At 58.6% G+C, this 17,639-nt stretch carries 18 protein-coding genes, 1 tRNA gene and 1 pseudogene; 13 read left to right on the forward strand and 7 right to left on the reverse strand.

Annotation, left to right across the window (positions count from 1 at the left end; all coding sequences use genetic code 11):
* The gene (locus tag TK42_RS05160; RefSeq protein ID WP_282442878.1) at positions 1-780 is read left to right on the forward strand and encodes a TenA family transcriptional regulator; all 780 of its coding nucleotides are present in this window, start codon (positions 1-3) and stop codon (positions 778-780) included.
* 21 nt (positions 781-801) lie between these two features.
* Here the strand turns inward: TK42_RS05160 and TK42_RS05165 are convergent, their stop codons facing one another.
* Positions 802-1,728, reverse strand: a complete 927-nt coding sequence (locus TK42_RS05165; RefSeq protein ID WP_005789880.1) for a GGDEF domain-containing protein — start codon at positions 1,726-1,728, stop codon at positions 802-804.
* 408 nt (positions 1,729-2,136) lie between these two features.
* A complete protein-coding gene (gene lldD, locus TK42_RS05170) occupies positions 2,137-3,273 on the reverse strand; it encodes an FMN-dependent L-lactate dehydrogenase LldD (protein ID WP_103733728.1) in 1,137 nt (378 codons plus the stop codon).
* A gap of 100 nt (positions 3,274-3,373) precedes the next feature.
* Here lldD and TK42_RS05175 point away from each other — a divergent pair, with 100 nt between their 5' ends.
* The 3 genes and pseudogenes from TK42_RS05175 to TK42_RS05185 all read left to right on the forward strand — a co-directional run.
* Positions 3,374-4,273, forward strand: a complete 900-nt coding sequence (locus TK42_RS05175) for a LysR family transcriptional regulator (protein WP_103733729.1) — start codon at positions 3,374-3,376, stop codon at positions 4,271-4,273.
* A 56-nt stretch (positions 4,274-4,329) separates the two neighbouring features.
* Positions 4,330-4,405, forward strand: a tRNA-Asn gene (locus TK42_RS05180).
* Positions 4,406-4,501: 96 nt separating this feature from the next.
* Positions 4,502-5,472: pseudogene (locus TK42_RS05185) on the forward strand (IS3 family transposase); the annotation flags it as partial.
* Between the two features lie 60 nt (positions 5,473-5,532).
* On the opposite strand, the gene TK42_RS05190 reads toward TK42_RS05185, so the two are convergent.
* The 3 genes from TK42_RS05190 to TK42_RS05200 all read right to left on the reverse strand — a co-directional run bounded on the left by TK42_RS05190 (position 5,533) and on the right by TK42_RS05200 (position 7,452).
* A complete protein-coding gene (locus tag TK42_RS05190; protein ID WP_103733730.1) occupies positions 5,533-5,898 on the reverse strand; it encodes a BrnA antitoxin family protein in 366 nt (121 codons plus the stop codon).
* 3 nt (positions 5,899-5,901) lie between these two features.
* A complete protein-coding gene (locus TK42_RS05195; RefSeq protein ID WP_177464422.1) occupies positions 5,902-6,183 on the reverse strand; it encodes a BrnT family toxin in 282 nt (93 codons plus the stop codon).
* A gap of 384 nt (positions 6,184-6,567) precedes the next feature.
* Positions 6,568-7,452: a LysR family transcriptional regulator gene (locus TK42_RS05200; RefSeq protein ID WP_103733732.1), complete on the reverse strand. Its 885-nt coding sequence runs from the start codon at positions 7,450-7,452 to the stop codon at positions 6,568-6,570.
* Positions 7,453-7,728: 276 nt separating this feature from the next.
* Between TK42_RS05200 and TK42_RS05205 the strand changes: the two genes are divergently transcribed.
* A complete protein-coding gene (locus TK42_RS05205; RefSeq protein WP_103733733.1) occupies positions 7,729-8,934 on the forward strand; it encodes an MFS transporter in 1,206 nt (401 codons plus the stop codon).
* Between the two features lie 277 nt (positions 8,935-9,211).
* On the opposite strand, the gene TK42_RS26950 is transcribed toward TK42_RS05205, so the two are convergent.
* Entirely contained in the window at positions 9,212-9,385 is a 174-nt protein-coding gene (locus TK42_RS26950; protein ID WP_164365968.1) for a hypothetical protein, read from the reverse strand.
* 136 nt (positions 9,386-9,521) lie between these two features.
* Between TK42_RS26950 and TK42_RS05215 the strand changes: the two genes are divergently transcribed.
* From TK42_RS05215 to TK42_RS05225, 4 genes are all read left to right on the forward strand, one after another.
* A complete protein-coding gene (locus TK42_RS05215; protein ID WP_103733734.1) occupies positions 9,522-10,196 on the forward strand; it encodes a response regulator transcription factor in 675 nt (224 codons plus the stop codon).
* Entirely contained in the window at positions 10,189-11,499 is a 1,311-nt protein-coding gene (locus TK42_RS05220) for a HAMP domain-containing sensor histidine kinase (RefSeq protein WP_032880173.1), read from the forward strand. Before TK42_RS05215 ends, TK42_RS05220 begins: the two co-directional genes overlap by 8 nt.
* Before the next feature lie 400 nt (positions 11,500-11,899).
* Positions 11,900-12,052, forward strand: coding sequence for a hypothetical protein (locus TK42_RS26880; protein WP_158254340.1), 153 nt, complete (start codon positions 11,900-11,902; stop codon positions 12,050-12,052).
* 31 nt (positions 12,053-12,083) lie between these two features.
* Positions 12,084-13,145 carry a D-isomer specific 2-hydroxyacid dehydrogenase family protein gene (locus TK42_RS05225; protein ID WP_103733735.1) on the forward strand — a complete coding sequence of 354 codons (1,062 nt, stop codon included), beginning with the start codon at positions 12,084-12,086 and terminating at the stop codon, positions 13,143-13,145.
* A 23-nt stretch (positions 13,146-13,168) separates the two neighbouring features.
* Here TK42_RS05225 and TK42_RS05230 read toward each other — a convergent pair whose 3' ends face one another.
* Entirely contained in the window at positions 13,169-13,609 is a 441-nt protein-coding gene (locus tag TK42_RS05230; RefSeq protein WP_005789870.1) for a hotdog fold domain-containing protein, read from the reverse strand.
* 135 nt (positions 13,610-13,744) lie between these two features.
* Here TK42_RS05230 and TK42_RS05235 point away from each other — a divergent pair, with 135 nt between their 5' ends.
* The 4 genes from TK42_RS05235 to TK42_RS05250 all read left to right on the forward strand — a co-directional run bounded on the left by TK42_RS05235 (position 13,745) and on the right by TK42_RS05250 (position 17,637).
* Positions 13,745-14,356: a TetR/AcrR family transcriptional regulator gene (locus TK42_RS05235; protein WP_103733736.1), complete on the forward strand. Its 612-nt coding sequence runs from the start codon at positions 13,745-13,747 to the stop codon at positions 14,354-14,356.
* Positions 14,357-15,268: 912 nt separating this feature from the next.
* Positions 15,269-16,480: a YeeE/YedE family protein gene (locus TK42_RS05240; RefSeq protein ID WP_103733737.1), complete on the forward strand. Its 1,212-nt coding sequence runs from the start codon at positions 15,269-15,271 to the stop codon at positions 16,478-16,480.
* Positions 16,470-17,003, forward strand: a complete 534-nt coding sequence (locus tag TK42_RS05245; protein WP_103733738.1) for a GNAT family N-acetyltransferase — start codon at positions 16,470-16,472, stop codon at positions 17,001-17,003. The genes TK42_RS05240 and TK42_RS05245 overlap by 11 nt, the downstream gene beginning before the upstream one ends.
* 91 nt (positions 17,004-17,094) lie before the next feature.
* Complete coding sequence (locus TK42_RS05250) at positions 17,095-17,637, forward strand: cysteine hydrolase family protein (protein WP_078821895.1); 543 nt, start codon at positions 17,095-17,097, stop codon at positions 17,635-17,637.
* Positions 17,638-17,639: the final 2 nt, after the last annotated feature.

Below are 17,639 nucleotides of genomic sequence, written 5' to 3' on the forward strand. Positions count from 1 at the left end.
ATGGAAGCCTCTAGTTACCCAGCCTGGGCGCAGCAATTGATCCAGGCCTGTAGCGAGAGCAAGCGTCGGGTTGTCGAGCACGAACTGTATCAGCGTATGCGCGACAACGCCCTCAGCGCCAAGACCATGCGCCACTACCTCATTGGTGGTTGGCCGGTGGTGGAACAGTTTGCTTTGTACATGGCGCAAAACCTGACCAAGACCAAGTTCGCCCGCCACCCGGGTGAGGATATGGCGCGACGTTGGCTGATGCGCAACATTCGCGTGGAACTCAACCATGCTGATTATTGGGTGAATTGGGCGCGTGCCCATGGTGTCAGCCTTGAAGAGCTGCAAGCCCAGGACGTGCCGCCGGAATTGCATGCACTGAGCCATTGGTGCTGGCACACCAGCTCGGCGGATTCGTTGATCGTCGCGATTGCCGCCACCAACTATGCGATCGAGGGTGCGACAGGGGAGTGGTCTGCCGTGGTCTGCTCTACCGGTGTGTATGCCGACGCCTTCCCCGAGGAAGATCGCAAGCGGGCGATGAAGTGGCTGAAGATGCACGCCCAGTACGACGACGCCCACCCGTGGGAAGCCCTGGAAATCATCTGCACCCTGGCCGGGAACAACCCTGGCAAGGCCCTGCAGGAAGAGTTGCGCCAGGCAGTATGCAAAAGCTACGACTATATGTACCTGTTCCTGGAAAGCTGCATGCGCCTGGAGAACGTAGAGAAAGACAAAGAGAAGGCGCCAGCCATTCGCGAGCGCCCGGTGCGCGTTGCCAGCGAGGCGTGATGTAAACGTGATGGCGGGGACTTACCCCGCCATCGCCAAGCGGTTGCGGCCTTCGCGCTTGGCCACGTACAGAGCGTTGTCTGCCCGGCGCAGCAGGCTTTCAGCCGATTCGGCCGCCAGCAGCGTCGAGCAACCCAGGCTCACCGTCAATTCGACCCGCGTGCCTTCCACCCAATAGTCCTGGGCTTGTGCCGCCTGGCGCAAACGCTCACCGACCATCTTCGCTGCATCGCGTCCGGTGTTGGACAGCAGGATCAGAAACTCTTCCCCGCCAAACCGAAATACCATGTCGACGTTACGCAACTGGTGTTTGATCGCCCCCGCCACGGTGCGCAGCACGCTATCGCCGGCGGCGTGACCATGGGTGTCATTGATTCTCTTGAAGTGGTCGATGTCCAGCATCAGCACGGATAAGGGGTGCAGATGCCGCCTGGCCATGTCGATTTCCCGTTGCAGCGTCTGATCCATGGCCACGCGGTTACCGGTTTCGGTCAGCGAATCGCGCAGGGCGCTGCGGGTGGCTGCACGGTAGAGCAGGGCGTTACGCATCGGATACAGCAACGTCACCAGCAGGGATTCGAGCTGGCTCAGTTCCTCGTCGATCAACCGTTGGTTGCGGCGAAACACCAGTTCCCCAAGGTGCTCGCCTTCGTGGCTCAAGGTGTAGCTCACCGAATGGTGGCCACGATGACCGAACTCGAGGCGCAGGTCGCTGGCGGCATGGCGATACTGCAACGCGTCCAGCGGCACCAGGCGTTGTATTTCGCGAAAGAACAGGCCGAGGATGCGCTCCGGCTCCAGGCTGGTTTGCAACTGTTGGCTCAGTTGCTGGCACAGTTCGCTCAGGGTTGCGGGGCGGCGTGGCCGCAGGGAAGGTTGACCAAATCCCAGGCGCTGCAATTTGGCAGTGTCGAAGTCAATCGCGTTGGTCTGGGTGGGTGTTTTCATAAGCGGGTGGCCTCTAAGCACTTGGCTGTCTTACAGGCGGGATGAGGGCGGCAAGTGCCAGGCGTCTTACTGTTCCTTCAGTTCCGTAAAACATGAGGAGCAGTTTAAACCGCTTTGCATTGAGTTATAACCCCGAGGCACGTGCCGCACGTCTTGTCATCACTTAACCTGCTTGGCAAGTGTTACAGCGAGATTCGTGCCAAAGCCGTTTTGTTTTAAAAAGTTCTTATAAATCAAAAGACTGTAATTAAAGCAAAAATTATCTTTTAATTAATGGCGCCAGTTATTTGGCTGGTATGGGCCGGCGTTGCAGCCGACCCGTTCAACTTTAATGTCACGGTGGTTCGCGTTGTTTGTCGCGAACAAACAACGTCTCAAATAAACCTCACATAAATGACACCGCCTTCATCACGGCTGGACCAGCGTCGTGCGGTCGATCTGCGCGATGGAAGTGACGCCGGTCAGCGTCATGGCCGCGCGCATTTCCTTGGCGAAGATATCCAGCACGTTCTCTACCCCACGTTGGCCTTCGGCGGCCAGCGCATAGGTGGTCGCGCGCCCCAGCAGGCACGCCTTGGCACCCAGGGCGAGCATACGCACCACGTCGAGCCCGGAACGAATGCCGGAGTCCACCAGCACGGTCAAGTCATCGCCCACCGCGTCGGCAATCGGCGGCAACGCCTTGGCGGTGGACAGCACGCCGTCGAGTTGGCGGCCGCCATGGTTGGACACCACGATACCGTCGGCACCGAAACTCACCGCATCCCTGGCATCCTGGGGGTCGAGGATGCCCTTGATGATCATCGGGCCTTTCCAGAATTCGCGGATCCACTCCAGGTCTTTCCAGCTGATCGACGGGTCGAAGTTGTTGGCAAGCCAGCCAATGTAGTCCTCCAGATGGGTGGGTTTGCCCAGGTACTTGGAGATATTGCCCAAGTCGTGGGGGCGGCCCATCAAGCCCACATCGAATGCCCATTGCGGCTTGGTGACCGCCTGCAACATGCGCCGCTGCGCCGCGTACGGCCCGGACATGCCCGAGTGCGCATCGCGGTAGCGTGCGCCGGGTGTGGGCATATCCACCGTGAACACCAGCGTGGTCACGCCGGCCGCCTGCGCTCGCTCCAGCGCATTGCGCATAAAGCCGCGATCCTTGAGCACATAGAGCTGGAACCAGATCGACTGCGGGCTCTGCGAGGCCACTTCCTCAATTGAACACACCGACACCGTCGACAGGCAGAAGGGGATGTTTTTGTTGGCAGCTGCCTTGGCCGCTTGCACTTCGCCGCGCCGCGCGTACATGCCGGTCAGGCCGACCGGGCTAAGAATGACCGGCATCGCCAGTTCCGTGCCGAACAAGTGGGTGCTCAGGCTCAGGGTGTCGACATTGCGCAGGATGCGTTGGCGCAGGCTGATCTCGGCCAGGTCTGAACTGTTGGCGCGCAACGTGTGCTCGGCGTAGGCGCCGCCGTCGATGTAGTCGAACAGAAAGCGCGGCAACTTGCGCTTGGCCGCAGCGCGGTAGTCGGAAGCGGACGAGATGATCATCGACGGTGTCTCCACAGGGCAAAGTGCTACACGATAAGCAAAGTTGTGACATGATAAAAACAACTTTTATCACTGATATCCAGTCGCAAAAGGAATACTGATGAACCTGCGAACATTGCGTGCGTTTGTCGAAGTGGTGCGCCAGGGCGGGTTCTCCCAGGCGGCCGAGGTGGTAGCGTTGACCCAGTCTACCGTCAGCAAGGCGGTCAAGACGCTGGAGGAGGAGTTGGGCACGCCGTTGCTCAACCGCCTCGGCCACAAGAACGAGCTGACCGCCGCCGGTGAAATCGCCTACCGCCGCGCCTTGGTGATACTCGCCGAACGCAACGACCTGATGGCTGAAATCAACGACCTGCGCGGTCTTACACGCGGCGTACTACGCATTGGCCTGCCGCCGGTGGGGTGCGGGGTGCTGTTTGCCGCCATGTTCGCCACGTACCGCAGCCGTTACCCGGACATCGACATTGAACTGACCGAGTACGGCAGTAAAAAACTGCGTGAATGCCTGGAAGCCGGGGAGGTCGATCTGGCCGCACTGCTGTTGCCGGTGGACGAAGGCTTTGACTACCAACCGGTACGCAACGAACCCCTGATCGCAGTACTGCCCATCAGCCATCCACTGGCCCGACGCAAGCGCATCGACTTCACCGACCTGGCGGACTCGCCGTTCATCCTGTTCGAAGCCGGTTTCGCCCTCAACGCCAAGATTCTCAGCGCGTGTGAGCGCAAAGGTGTGACCCCGAAAGTCACCGCCCGTAGCGGGCAGATCGACTTTATCGTCGACCTGGTCACCGCCGGCCTGGGCGTTGCCTTCCTGCCGCGAATGCTGGCGCACAAGCACCAACACGCCGGCATCGCCTTGATCCCCCTGGACGAACCCCACACCGACTGGCACATCGCCCTGGCCTGGCGCGCCAGCGCCCACCTGCCACCGGCGGCACGGGCCTGGCTGGATCTGGCGGCGGAACCGGCGTTTTCAAGCGGTCATGGCGGTAATTGAAGCGAATGTAACGCAAAGCTTGACTTCTTCTTTTTAATCAGTAACATACGGCGCATTCCGCGATAGCTCAGTTGGTAGAGCAAATGACTGTTAATCATTGGGTCCCTGGTTCGAGTCCAGGTCGTGGAGCCAGATAGAGAAAAGCCTGCAGAGATGCAGGCTTTTTTTTGCTTTGTGTCCCGTCCTGAATAAGGTTTACGCCTTCTGACCTATCTTCAGGAGGAGTCAATGGATTCGGGCAAAAGGCGGAGCCAGCGTGACTACACGCTAGCCTTTAAATTATCGGTCGTAGACCAGGTCGAAAAGGGCGAGTTGAGTTATAAAGAGGCTCAACGGCGCTACGGCATTCAGGGCCGGTCCACGGTACTGGTCTGGCTACGCAAGCATGGCCGGCAGGACTGGAGCCAAGGCGCCTCAATTCGAGAACCGAGGAGCAGGTCCATGACCGAGCCAACCCTCCCGCTGACCCCCGAGCAGCGGATCAAAGAGCTCGAAGAACAGCTGGCGCTAAGCAATCAGAAAGCGCAATTCTTCGAAGCCGTCGTGAATGTTCTGAAGAATGACTACGGTGTTTCCATCGTAAAAAAGCGACCCGGCAAGTCCTCTCGCAAGGGCAAATCCAAGGCCTGAGCGTCACCAGGGCTTGCCTGTTCATGGGCATTTCGCGCCAAGCGTATTACCAACGCAATCGGGCTTTCGACGAGAGGGCTCGTCAAGATCAAGAAGTCATGGACTTTGTTCTTGAAAAGCGCCGCCGCCAGCCACGGATAGGCACGCGCAAGCTGCATTACCTGATGAGCGTCGAAGTCTGCGCATCAGTGCGGGTCGGCAGAGACCGCCTGTTTAGCATCCTGCGCAACGCTCGAGAGCTGGTTGTGCGCAAACGGGCTTACCACAAAACGACAGACAGCCATCACCGCTTTCGCCGCCATCCTAACCTGCTCAAAGCGGGTCAGGAGCAGATTGTGGCCAATAGGCCAGAGCAGGTCTGGGTTGCAGACATAACCTATCTGCCGACACAGGAAAGCGTGGTTTATGTGAGTCTGGTGACAGACGCCTACTCGCGCAAGATCGTAGGCCATCATGTGCATGAGAGCTTGCATACCGAGTCGGTGATCAAGGCGATGGAAAAGGCAGTTGGCGAACGCCGAAGCACGCTGCCACTGATCCATCACTCAGACCGCGGAGCCCAATACTGTTTGGCCCGATAACCCAACCGCATAGCGCGCTTCCCATGACGCCATCGCTAATCCTTCGGCTCAGATAGATTTGCTTTTTGATTTGGTAGGTTTTGGGCTGGCAAGTATTCGATCTAATTCTCCAGCGAGCGCTATCAACTGCTGTTCCAAGGCTTTGACCTCCGAGACGCTGATTCCATTGTTGATGACCTGCAGGGTTTTGGCTTGTTTCTTCGAGGCAGGCGCGAGGTTATGTGCATCCTGGGAAACCAACGCCTGTCGCAGCAGGTTGTTGATCACAGTTTGATAGCCGGTGCCGGCATTTTCCGCACGTTCACGGGCAGCTGAGATCACTGCATCGTCCAGCATGATCGTAATGCGGGTTTTGCCTTTATTCTGCGCGATAGCGCCGCGCTTGGCGTTGCTGAAGTCGTATTCGTCTTTCATGGTTCAAACCTCCAGGTACTGGCGCCGTTCATTTCTGGATGCAAGCCGGGCACTGATGATGCGTACGAAATTGGGATCGCGATAGGTGTAGGCCACCACCAATACGCGTCCCTTTGCATCTGTGCCCATGATCACCCAGCGTTCTTCTCCGTGATCGTGGTCTTGCATGGTTAGGGCTGCCTCGTCGTAAAACACCGGTTCTGCATCAGCAAGGCTTACACCTCTGTGCTTGCGCTGGTTGGAGATGCTTTTTGTGTTATCGAATTGAACCATGAATGTTTTCATTATGCATATTTTATATGTATTGAAATCGATTGAATGGATCGACAATCAAGGAAAAGATCAGCCCGGACGGCTTTGTTGTGGATACGCTATTTCCCACTCGATCAGTTGGAGTGTGATCTTGCAGAGATTGCCCAGGAATGTACGTGCGCCACGGGAGACCCGTTGCGTAGCCGGATTCCGTTTCCATTGCCGGAAGGTAGGATTAGGTCGTGGAGCCAGATAGAGAAAAGCCTGCAGGGATGCAGGCTTTTTTGTCTGGATTTGGACGCCATCTCTAATCCTCTGATTTCAGAGGTAAGCCAATGAACGTCGCAGCAGTCGTTTCAGTCAGCGTCGAGCCGGACAAACCGTGGTTGGCGCATAGCGTGTACAGCTTCTGTTTATTTATAGAGGAAAGAGGTTATCTACCATATAGTCGATGAACACTCTTGATTTAGGCGGCAAGAGACGGCTCGAAGGCCATAACACCCGAAAGGTAGTAACGTCCTCATTGAAGTTCTCCAATACCGATACCAGCGTTCCGTCGGCCAACTGACGTTTGATCGCAATATCAGGCACGCACGCTATCCCAAGGCCATGTTCAACAAACGTGACCAACGGTTCCAAGGTGTTGGTTATCATGCTGATGGGCAGCTCGAGGTTGGCCGGGAAGCTGGGACCTAACGGCCAGTTGGCCAACTTCCCGGTACTGCGGTAGCGATATAACATGCACGCGTGCTGCCTCAAGTCTTCCGGCTTATGGGGCACGCCTGCGCGCTTGAAGTATGCGCTGGATCCGACAATGACACGTCGGTAGGTGCCGACTTCACGTGCCATCAACCGGCAATCTGTCGGATCGCCCGTGCGGATAACCGCATCGAAACCTTCCTCGATCACATCTACCAATCGATCCGTGCAGTCAATATCCAGTTCGATGTCTGGATAACGCTGTTTAAATTTTGCGAACGCCGGCATGAACAGCATGCCCACGGACGGCACACTGACTCTTAACTTTCCATAGGGGGTGGCTTGCGATCGAGATAATTCATTTTCTGCCGCTTCGACCTCGTGGAGGATTCGCCGGCAGCGCTCCAGGAACTGCGCCCCTTCAGGCGTCAGACTGACCGTACGGGTTGACCGATGAAATAGCCGTACACGCAGTCGTTCTTCCAGACGGCCGATTGCCTTGCTCACTGCCGATGCCGATATGCCGAGCTGTTTCCCGGCAGCGGTAAAACTTCGCGTTTCACCGACCCGCACAAACACATCCAGAACACCCAAACTCTCCATAAACCCTGCCTATTATTGACTTACCTGTCATAGATGTTCGGAACCTTACCCTGTTTTTCACTTCCATGAGGTAGGCCACACTCATATTTGCCCAATAGGATGCAGGTGGCCGGCAAAAGGGGCAGCACGGCGTCTTCAACCGTTAGAAGGACATCCCGATGGATTATGTAGATTTAGACGGGGCTGCGGCGCGCGCGCAGGTTTGCGGTTGTACTCGCGTCCGCAGCGACTGTCGGGAAATGGGTGTGGTTTGGGTGAATAAAGGAGTGATATCTGATGACGTCTAACAATACGGCTGGTTTTTCCAGCCCTGACACTCTGAGCCCAGGGCTACCCCTGGCCGGCCTTTTGGCGTTGGCGATGGCAGCCTTTATCACGCTTCTGACGGAGATTATGCCTGCCGGGTTGCTCTCCTCAATTTCGCAAGGGCTGAGCGTATCGGAAAGCCTGGCGGGGCAGTTCATCACCGTGTATGCGGTGGGCGCGTTGATCGCCGCTATCCCATTGACGCTTTTGACACAGGGCATGCGTCGTCGCCCGCTGCTGTTGACTGCAATCGCTGGCTTTGCCGTGGTGAATTTGGTCACTGCGCTGTCTGACGATTACATGGTTTCTCTGGTGGCGCGTTTCTTTGCGGGTGTATTTGGCGGCGTTGTATGGTCGCTGCTGGCAGGCTATGCGGTGCGCATGACGCCCAGTCACTTGAGTGGACGGGCAATCGCCATTTCCGGTGCTGGGGCTACGATCGCGCTCGTGTTGGGGGTTCCACTGGGAGCCCTGCTGGGGCGAGCAATTGGCTGGCAAGGCGCCTTTGGCCTGATGACCGTATTGGCGTTATTGCTCATCGTATGGGTGATGGCCACCGTGCCGGATTTTCCTGGGCAGACCAAGGAGCAACTTCAGTCCCTTGTTAATGTGTTCCTGAAGTCGGGTATTCGATCAGTGCTCTTCGTTGTTTTCACGTTCGTTGTCGCTCACAACGTTCTCTACATCTACATCGAGCCATTTCTGGACACGTCGGGGCTGGCTGGAGAGTTGGATGTCGTTCTGTTTGTCTTCGGGCTAGGTTCCATCGTTGGCCTGTGGCTTGTAGGCGCAACCATTGATCGTCGGTTGCAATTTCTCATCATCGCCAGCGTTCTCATCTTTGCTTTAGCCTCTCTGTCGCTCGGGCTATGGGGTAGTGTCCCTGCGATGATCTATTCCTCTGTTGCAGTGTGGGGGTTGGCTGTCGGAGGATTTGCAACGATTACCCAGACGGCATTGTCTCGCTTGGCTGGCGATTCCGTCGATGTCGCCCAGTCGATGTACACCACGGCCTGGAATACTGCGGTTGCCGGTGGTGGCGTCGTGGGGGGCGTTTTGCTGGCGCAGGCTGGGTCGACGTCATTTCCATGGGTCATTATCGCTATTTTGGCGGTTTCGTTGGCAGGTGTGATCTTCTCGATGAACAAGGCGCTCCCCACACCTCGTCGCGCTTGAGAGCCCTGTGCGAGCCTGTAGATTCTGCGCCTTGTCGATGCCTGTTGGTTCCCCTTCATCGGCTCTATAACAACTGTCACCGCTGCGCCTGCCATCCGGGTAGACAATAAAGCCCCCGCGACCTTCGGGGCAGGCGTGCAGATACACCGGCGCCAGCTCTCGTTGCTTATCGACGTGGGCATTCAAGCGAGCAATATAGATACCCACCGAAACCGACACGCCAACAATCAGCACCACGCACGCGACCAACTGGGCGGCATAACTGGCGCCGATGTCGTCAGGACGCGCTGGCGACATAACTCGATCCCGTGCGCTCGGCATTCTGGCCAATCGGAAACCAGCCGCTGCCGCCCATGCGCCCCCGCTGAGCGTCCGGCGGCAGGAAACCCACCAGCAGGGCGAGGAAAATCAAGGCTAGCAGGGCACCTTTGATCATCGAAGACAGGTTCATGGCGAGGGCGAGCTCTGGATAAGAGAAGCCTTAGCTTAAGCAGCAGTGGGTTAACGTCAGGTAAACGTCAGCAGAAAGCAGCTCGAGTTCCGTTATCCTGCAAACCTCTGCGCACTCCCTGTTCGAGGTTTTCCCCGTGCATATTCACTTGCTGCTGGTCGAGGACAACCTTGATCTGGCCACCACCGTCATCGAGTATCTGGAGATCAGCGGCATTGTCTGCGACCACGTCAGTAATGGTCAGACCGGGCTTAACCTGGCGCTCAACCAGCATTACGACGTCATCCTCCTGGACATCATGCTGCCGCGACTGAACGGCCAGCAGGTATGTGATCGGTTGCGCCAGCAGGGCATCCAGACGCCCATCCTGATGTTGACCTCGCTGGACGCGCTGCAGGACAAGCTCGCCAGTTTCGCTGCCGGAGCCGACGACTACCTGGTCAAGCCGTTCGAGCTGGCCGAGCTGGTCGCCAGGATTCGCGCCCTGAGCCTGCGCCGCAGCGGCCAGACCAGTCGCCTGCAAGTGGATGACCTGGTAATGGAGCTGACCACCCGCAAGGTCAGTCGCGCAGGGCAGGAGCTGCATTTGTCGCCCATCTGCTGGACCTTGTTGGAAAACCTGATGCGCGCAAGCCCACAGCCGGTCTCTCGAGAACGCCTGGAAGCGAAGATCTGGGGCGACGAGCCACCCGACACTGATACGCTCAAGGTGCATATGCATCGGTTGCGCAAGGCCGTGGACAAGCCTTTTGGCCGGCCGCTGATCCATACCCTGGCGGGTGTCGGCATTCAGGTAAAACCCCATGCGTAACGGCCTGAGTCTGAAGTGGGTAATCAGCGGCAGTTTCCTGTGCTTGATTGCGGTGGTGCTGGTGATCTACAGCAAGCTGCTGCCTGAATTTACCGTGCGCGGCCTGTTCTATACCGCCAGCGCGATGATGGAGGAGGAAGCTCAGTATTTTCTCCGGCACTACAAGCAGGACCCGACCACGCCGACGCCGCACAATTACTTCTATACCAGCGTCATCGGCAAGCAGGCATTGCCGCAGGACGTGCGTGAGTTGCTCGATACCCCACCGAGCCTGTCCTTCGGTGCGGTGAATATCTTCGGCGATCTCTATTCCGATGACGACGACGAGCCTTTCCAGATCATCCTCGAACAGCCCCTGGGTGACGGCAAAACCCTCTACATGTACGACATCGATCACGATAAGGAAGCCGGGGGTGAGGTCGAGACGCCGTTGTCTGACGCCTATTTCGATCAGGTCATAGAGAGTGTCAAGTTCATCAGCCTGGCGGTATTCGTGCCGGCGCTGATCATCATCGCCTTGCTGGTCTGGTGGCTGGTTCGGCCGCTGGGGCGTCTGGTGCAATGGTCCGGCACACTCAAAGACCCTGATGCCCTGGCCAGCACACGGCCGGGTTTCAGTTTCAAGGAGTTCAATATGCTGGCCGATGCCCTGGCCAAAAGTGTTGAGCAGGTGCAGGCCGCCAGCCAGCGTGAAGGCCGCCTGTTGCGCTACACCAGCCATGAACTGCGCACGCCACTGGCGGTGCTCAAGGCCAATATCGAATTGTTGGCCCTGCAATCGGGCGGTGTGCTGCCGCCTTCCTTGCAACGTATAGAACGCTCTGTGATGAACATGCAGCTGATTGCCGAGACATTGCTGTGGATGAGCCGCGAGCGTTCCGAATCGCTGCCCGAGCAAGACGTTAATCTGAGCGAGGTAGTCGGCGAACTGATTGAGAAGCACCGCTACCTGATCGGTAATCGGGATATCAAGCTAAGCATCGACATCCACACCGAACCTTGCCGACTGCCCCCTACGGCGTGTCGTATCGTGATCGGCAACTTCCTGCGCAATGCGCTGCAATACGCAGAAGAGGGCACGGTAGACATCAGTTTCGAATACCCGCGGCTGATGATTGCCAATCACGTCCGCGAGGCCAAGCCGCGACAGGAGTCCGACGATTTTGGGTATGGGCTAGGGTTGCAGTTGATGCGGCAATTGTGCGCAAAGCTGGGCTGGCAGATTGAAGTGATCCGTGAGCAACAGAGGTTTACGGTCATTCTTGATTTTACGAGCGTGCGAGCTGTCGAGTCAGAACATTAAAGGCAGATAGCGCTTCACAATAGCGACGGCTGGGTGGGGAGCGGTTTTTATACCCGCGCCTCAGCATCGCAGCGCCAGTGCGTCAGCACTGACACGCAAGAAGGGCGAGGGCGTTACAGCGTCTGCACAATGACCTGGCTTTTCAAGTCGTTGACCATGCCTTCAATCGCCGGTTGCATGGCCGCAAAATCCTCTGGGGTGCAGAGAATCTCTGGCTTGCTAAACACATACTTCGCCAATTCATTGGCTGACGTTCAAGGGTTATGAAGATTTTTTCAGGTTTCTCTCGCACGCAATGGGTGCCGAGATTTTCCTTTGAGTAAGACGTTTTCGAATTATTTTATTTAGCCCTGATTAATCAAAAAGTTAAACGCCTCGATTATGGTCATGGAGCGCAGGCGTGTTCTTTTTGACGGCCAATGATTTTTTCCCTTTCGTTTTATTCCAAACAGGTCTTTTACCGAAAAATCAGGCCCATGCTTTATTGGTCAAAGCGGGCGGCGGCCTTGGGCAATGCGGTCTTCTAAGCGGCAATCAAGCAACCATTGTTTGAGTTAGCGGTGCCTTCAAAAGGATCAAACCCCATGGCATTCACCACGCTGATACTCGACGCGCCCGGTCCGCCGCTGCTCTATGAGGAAATCGATCGATTCCTTGAACTGGGCTTGCCGGTCGTCCTTAACCTCTATTACTTCACCGATAAACACAGCATCCAGCAGCGCTACGGCGCACGCATCGGGTATGCCGATATCAACGGCCATGATGAGCGGGGTTTTATCGCAGCGGTGGATCAGGCTGGGGGTTACAGCGTGTTCAAGACGCGCTTGAATATCCCGCTGGGCGGCGAACTGATTCGCGCCGCCAGCTCACCCGGGTTGCCCACACCGCTGCGCGCCATCGCCCAGGCCGGGACCGGTCTCAACCATATCGACCGACAGGCGTGCGAGCAGGCGGGAGTGACGGTTCTGCATACGCCGGGTTCCAACGCGACCGCTGTCGCTGAATACGTGTTGGCCCAGGCGTTGTTTCTGTCTCGGGATCTGGACCACTACAACGCGCAAACCCACCAAGGCCACTGGTCAAAAGGCACCTTGGCACCTGCTGCTGAATACGCCGAACTCACCCTCGGGCTGGTGGGCACCGGCAGCATTGCCCAGCAGGTGGCGTGCAAAGCCAGCGCCTTGGGGATCAAGGTGATTGCCACCGGGTCCGAGCGCTTTACCGAGCAGGAGGCGCGCCGCCTCGGGCTGCAACGCAGGCAAACCCTGGAACAGTTGCTGGATGAGGCCAATATCGTTTCGATCCATGTGCCGCTCACCCCGCAGACTCGCGGCTTATTCGGCAGCGCCGAGTTCAAGCGGATGCGCCAGGGTTCGATACTGATCAATACCGCTCGCGGTGGCATCGTCGACGAGCAGCAACTGGCCGCCTTCATGATCCGGTTTCCCCGGCATATCAAGGCGGTCGCCATTGACACCTTCGCCCTGGAAAAAGACCGTTTCAGCTCGCCGTTGGCGGGCATTGCCGGTGCGCAATTGACGCCGCATATCGCCGGCAATACCACCACCGCAATCCGCACCGCTTCGCAGCGCATCGTCGACCACATCCACGCGTTCAGTCACGCCTTGCAGATGCCGTGTCGCTGATACTGCCTGTGCCGGCTGAGGGGCTAAGCGAGCTTCACATTCATGGTGATGTGGGCAGTGAAGACCTTGACGCCGCCCGCATCGAAGATCTCTACCGGCACGATCTTGTCGCCCGCGGTCTGCCAATCGATAGCGCTGCCATCGGCGACGGCGCGGATATCGGTTTTCGCCTTGGCCAGGTATTCCACGCTCATGCCCTTGGGAATCCAGCGTGCGCCAGCGGGGATCGACGCATCGGTCATCATGCCGCCGGCCAGTTCGGCGGCGTTGCACAGCGCAATGGCATGCACCGAAGCCAGGTGGTTGGTGATTTCCTTGCGAAACGGCACGGTGACCACTGCATGGTTGGGCTTGAGTTCCGCGATCTCGGGAGTGATGGTGCTGAAGTAGGGTGCCATCTGGCACGCCAGGTTGCTGAATGCGGCAGGGCCTACGCTATTGAACATGCTCAGTGCTTGGCTCATACGAATATCCTCAAGGCTTAGTTGCGGAATGATATTCCGTAACAGAACAATATTCTGTAGATTCCGTGCCTGTCAACCCGAGCTTTCTCTGGCGGTCGCTCAGCCTATAAACTGTTTTGATTTGGCGTTCCCCCCATGCACTCCATCGATCTCATCGAGCGCACCTTCCCCGGCAGGCGCAGCGACCTCAAGCGCACCATCCTGCGTGAGGCGCTGGCCTGTTTTAACGAGGCAGGCATCGAGGCGACCAACATCGAGACCATCCGTGCGCGCTGCGACACCAGCGTGGGCGCTATCTATCACCACTTCGGCAACAAGGAAGGGCTGGTCGCCGCGCTGTTCTTTGCTGCGCTGGAAGACCAGGCCAGCCTGCGTGACCACTACCTGCAAGCGGCGGATACGGCCCACGCCGGTGTGGTCGGCCTGGTGTACAGCTACGTTGAATGGGTCACCGCCCAGCCGGACTGGGCGCGGTTTGTTTTCCAAAGCCGTTTTGCCGTGTCCAACGGCCCGTTCAAGGACGAGTTGATTGCGCGCAACAAGCAGCGCAACCAGCAGTTGAAGGAGTGGATGGGCGGGGAAGGGCGCAAGGAACACTTCAGCCATTTGCCCGCAGAACTTATCCCTTCGTTGATCATTGGCGCGGCGGAAAGCTACTCCCGTGCGTGGCTGTCGGCGAAGGTCAAAAAGAGCCCCTTTGAGTACCGTGAGCTGCTGGCTGAAGCGGCGTGGAGCTCGATCAGCTAGCGTTAGTCATTCCTCCTCATCCCCCTGTGGGAGCTGTCGAGCTTTGGCGAGGCTGCGATAGCGATGGTTCAGGCTATGAAGGGTTGACTGTGCCGCCGCCTTCGCAGCCTCGCTGGGGCTCGACAGCTCCCACATTAGGGCGGTGCTGTTGTCGGGAGTTGTGTTTGTCGCAATGGCCCTGCCAACCGAGATCACCCCAGCACTGCCAATCCCCTGTGGGAGCTGTCGAGCTTTGGCGAGGCTGCGATAGCGATGGTTCAGGCGATGAAGATGTTGACTGCGTCGCCGCCATCGCAGCCTCGCCGGGGCTCGACAGCTCTCACATTAGGGCGGTGCTGTTGTCGGGAGTTGTGTTTGTCGCAATGGCCCTGCCAACCGAGATCACCCCAGCACTGCCAATCCCCTGTGGGAGCTGTCGAGCTTTGGCGAGGCTGCGATAGCGATGGTTCAGGCTATGAAGGGTTGACTGTGCCGCCGCCTTCGCAGCCTCGCTGGGGCTCGACAGCTCCCACATTAGGGCGGTGCTGTTGTCGGGAGTTGTGTTTGTCGCAATGGCCCTGCCAATCGAGATCAACCCAGCACCGCTAATCCCTGTGGGAGCTGTCGAGCTTTAGCGAGGCTGCGATAGCGATGGTTCAGGCGATGAAGATGTTGACTGTGCTGCCGCCTTCGCAGCCTCGCTGGGGCTCGACAGCTCCCACATTAGGGCGGTGCTGTTGTCGGGAGTTGTGTTTGGCGCAATGGCCCTGCCAATCGAGATCAACTCAGCACCGCTAATCCCTGTGGGAGCTGTCGAGCCCCAGCGAGGCTGCGAAGGCGGTGGTTCAAACGATGAGCCTCTCGGCAATGCCTGCGCCTGATCAAGTTCCGTCTGGGGCTATACTGGCCTCCTTCCAACCCATCGAGATCCCCATGAGCACCTCCCTTTCCCTGGCGCCTGCACGCAAGCCTGCAGCGCCACTGATAGCCTTTATCATCCTGGTGGCGGGCGCCCTGTTCCTGCAAAACACCGTTGGCGCACGCCAAGTGTTGTTGCTGGTGGTCGGCGCCGCGCTGGGCCTGACGCTGTACCACGCTGCCTTCGGTTTTACCTCGGCCTGGCGCGTGTTTATCAATGATCGGCGTGGCGCCGGCTTGCGTGCGCAGATGGTGATGCTGGCGGTGGCGGTGCTGCTGTTTTTCCCGGCACTGGGCGCGGGCACTTTGTTCGGCCAGCCGGTCGTGGGCTTGGTGGCGCCGGCCGGTGTGTCGGTGGTGTTCGGGGCGTTTATCTTCGGGATCGGCATGCAGCTGGGTGGCGGCTGTGCATCGGGCACCTTGTTCACCGTGGGCGGCGGTAATGCGCGCATGTTGGTGACGCTGCTGTTCTTTATCTGTGGCTCGTTGATCGCCACCCACCACGTCGACTGGTGGTTTGCGTTGCCGTCGTTCCCGGCGGTTTCCATCGTCAAAAGTTTCGGTGTGCTGCCGGCGCTGGTCCTGAGCCTGGCGGTGTTCGCGCTGATTGCGGTGGTGACCGTGCGTCTGGAAAAGCGCCGTCACGGGCAGCTTGAACAAGGCGTGCACAGCGAGCATCAAGGGCTGCGTCGTTTTCTGCGTGGGCCCTGGCCGCTGGTGTGGGGCGCGATTGGCCTGGCGCTGCTCAACTACGCCACCCTGGCCCTGGCTGGGCGGCCGTGGGGCATCACCTCGGCGTTCGCGCTGTGGGGCGCCAAAGTGGCGAGCGGGCTGGGTGTGGATGTGGCGAGTTGGGCGTTCTGGCAGATGCCGGGCAATGCCAAGGCCCTGGCCGCGCCGGTCTGGGAAGACATCACCAGCGTCATGGATATCGGCATTGTCCTTGGCGCGCTGCTGGCCGCTGGCCTGGCCGGGCGTTTCGCTCCCAGCCTGAATATTCCGGCACGCTCGTTGATCGCCGCCGTGATCGGCGGCCTGCTGCTCGGCTACGGTTCGCGCCTGGCCTATGGCTGTAATATCGGCGCCTATTTCAGTGGCATCGCCTCGGGCAGCCTGCATGGCTGGGTGTGGCTGGTGGCGGCGTTTATCGGCAATGGCGTGGGCGTGCGCCTGCGGCCCTTCTTCTTTGCCGGCGAACGGCCCCAGGTGGCGTTGAGTGGTTGCTGAGCAGGCCGCCCACATTCGCCTGGCGCGCACGCAAGACGCCGGTTTGTTGCCCGCCATCGAGCATTGCGCGGCCCAGGCGTTTCGCGCAATCGAAGGGCTGGCCTGGCTGGCGGATGCCGCGTCGATTGGCGTCGAGTGCCATCGGCAGTGGATCGCGCTATCGACCTGTTGGGTGGTGGTTGATCACCACGACCAACCCCAGGGTTTCCTCAGCGCAGAACGCTTTGGCGACGATCTGCATATCCATGAAGTGTCCGTGGTCCGGCCGCTGCAAGGCCAGGGCTGGGGGCGCAGGCTGGTGGAAACGGCGATGAACCACGCCCGCGCCCAGCAACTGCATGCAGTGACCCTGACCACCTTTGTGCATGTACCGTGGAATGCACCGTTCTACCGGCGCCTGGGCTTCGCTACTCACAGTGATCCGCGTCTGGAAACGATCCTGGCGGATGAATACGGCCATGGCTTCGAACCCGGCAGTCGTTGTGCCATGGCGTGCCCGGTGACATGTCCGAATCCGTCCTGAAGTAGTCTGCCTTGCGCCTGTCGTGCGCTGTGGGTTGTCCTTACCATGGCTTGCATCGTTCACCCACTGATGCAAGCCAAAAGGACTGCCCATGAGCCGTAAAGCCCTGATCGTTATCGACGCCCAGCACTCGTTCCGTCATTCAACCTATTGGTCCGAAAATGACCTGCCCGACTATCTGGAAAAACAGCAGGCCCTCATCGATGGTTGTGTTCAGCGGGGCATCCCGGTGGTACAAGTCTTCCATGTTGAAGACCAGGGGCATTTCTCCATGCAATCGGGCAACGTCAGGGCACTGAGCGAGCTGTCGATCAATCCGCAGTTGGTGATCCACAAGCGCTACCACAGTGCCTTTGCGGGTACGCCCCTGGCCGCTCGCCTGGTGGAGATGGGCGTCGCCACGCTGATCATCAGCGGCATCCGCACCGAGCAATGCTGCGAGACCACCACGCGACAGGCTTGCGACAGTGGCTTCAAGGTGGATTTTGTCAGCGAGGCGACGCTGACCTTCCCGATGACCCACGCGCGTAGCGGCCGGGTCTATACGCCGGCCGAGATTCGCGAACGCACGGAGCTGGTCCTCGATGACCGCTTCGCCCGCATCGTGACGGTCGCCCAGGCCCTGGCGGGGTGAAT

The organism is Pseudomonas sp. GZJR-8 (assembly GCF_002916705.1).
GTDB lineage: Bacteria > Pseudomonadota > Gammaproteobacteria > Pseudomonadales > Pseudomonadaceae > Aquipseudomonas > Aquipseudomonas synxantha_A.

What these genes read in the sequence shown, in the direction of transcription:
- TK42_RS05205 (WP_103733733.1), top strand. Translation starts at nt 7,729, where the DNA reads ATGACGTCTAACAATACGGCTGGTTTTTCCAGCCCTGACACTCTGAGC.
- TK42_RS05235 (WP_103733736.1), top strand. Translation starts at nt 13,745, where the DNA reads ATGCACTCCATCGATCTCATCGAGCGCACCTTCCCCGGCAGGCGCAGC.
- TK42_RS05240 (WP_103733737.1), top strand. Translation starts at nt 15,269, where the DNA reads ATGAGCACCTCCCTTTCCCTGGCGCCTGCACGCAAGCCTGCAGCGCCA.
- lldD (WP_103733728.1), bottom strand. Translation starts at nt 3,273, where the DNA reads ATGATCATCTCGTCCGCTTCCGACTACCGCGCTGCGGCCAAGCGCAAG.
- TK42_RS05200 (WP_103733732.1), bottom strand. Translation starts at nt 7,452, where the DNA reads ATGGAGAGTTTGGGTGTTCTGGATGTGTTTGTGCGGGTCGGTGAAACG.
- TK42_RS05175 (WP_103733729.1), top strand. Translation starts at nt 3,374, where the DNA reads ATGAACCTGCGAACATTGCGTGCGTTTGTCGAAGTGGTGCGCCAGGGC.
- TK42_RS05165 (WP_005789880.1), bottom strand. Translation starts at nt 1,728, where the DNA reads ATGAAAACACCCACCCAGACCAACGCGATTGACTTCGACACTGCCAAA.
- TK42_RS26950 (WP_164365968.1), bottom strand. Translation starts at nt 9,385, where the DNA reads ATGAACCTGTCTTCGATGATCAAAGGTGCCCTGCTAGCCTTGATTTTC.
- TK42_RS05220 (WP_032880173.1), top strand. Translation starts at nt 10,189, where the DNA reads ATGCGTAACGGCCTGAGTCTGAAGTGGGTAATCAGCGGCAGTTTCCTG.
- TK42_RS05190 (WP_103733730.1), bottom strand. Translation starts at nt 5,898, where the DNA reads ATGAAAGACGAATACGACTTCAGCAACGCCAAGCGCGGCGCTATCGCG.
- TK42_RS05225 (WP_103733735.1), top strand. Translation starts at nt 12,084, where the DNA reads ATGGCATTCACCACGCTGATACTCGACGCGCCCGGTCCGCCGCTGCTC.
- TK42_RS05195 (WP_177464422.1), bottom strand. Translation starts at nt 6,183, where the DNA reads ATGAAAACATTCATGGTTCAATTCGATAACACAAAAAGCATCTCCAAC.
- TK42_RS05230 (WP_005789870.1), bottom strand. Translation starts at nt 13,609, where the DNA reads ATGAGCCAAGCACTGAGCATGTTCAATAGCGTAGGCCCTGCCGCATTC.
- TK42_RS05250 (WP_078821895.1), top strand. Translation starts at nt 17,095, where the DNA reads ATGAGCCGTAAAGCCCTGATCGTTATCGACGCCCAGCACTCGTTCCGT.
- TK42_RS05160 (WP_282442878.1), top strand. Translation starts at nt 1, where the DNA reads ATGGAAGCCTCTAGTTACCCAGCCTGGGCGCAGCAATTGATCCAGGCC.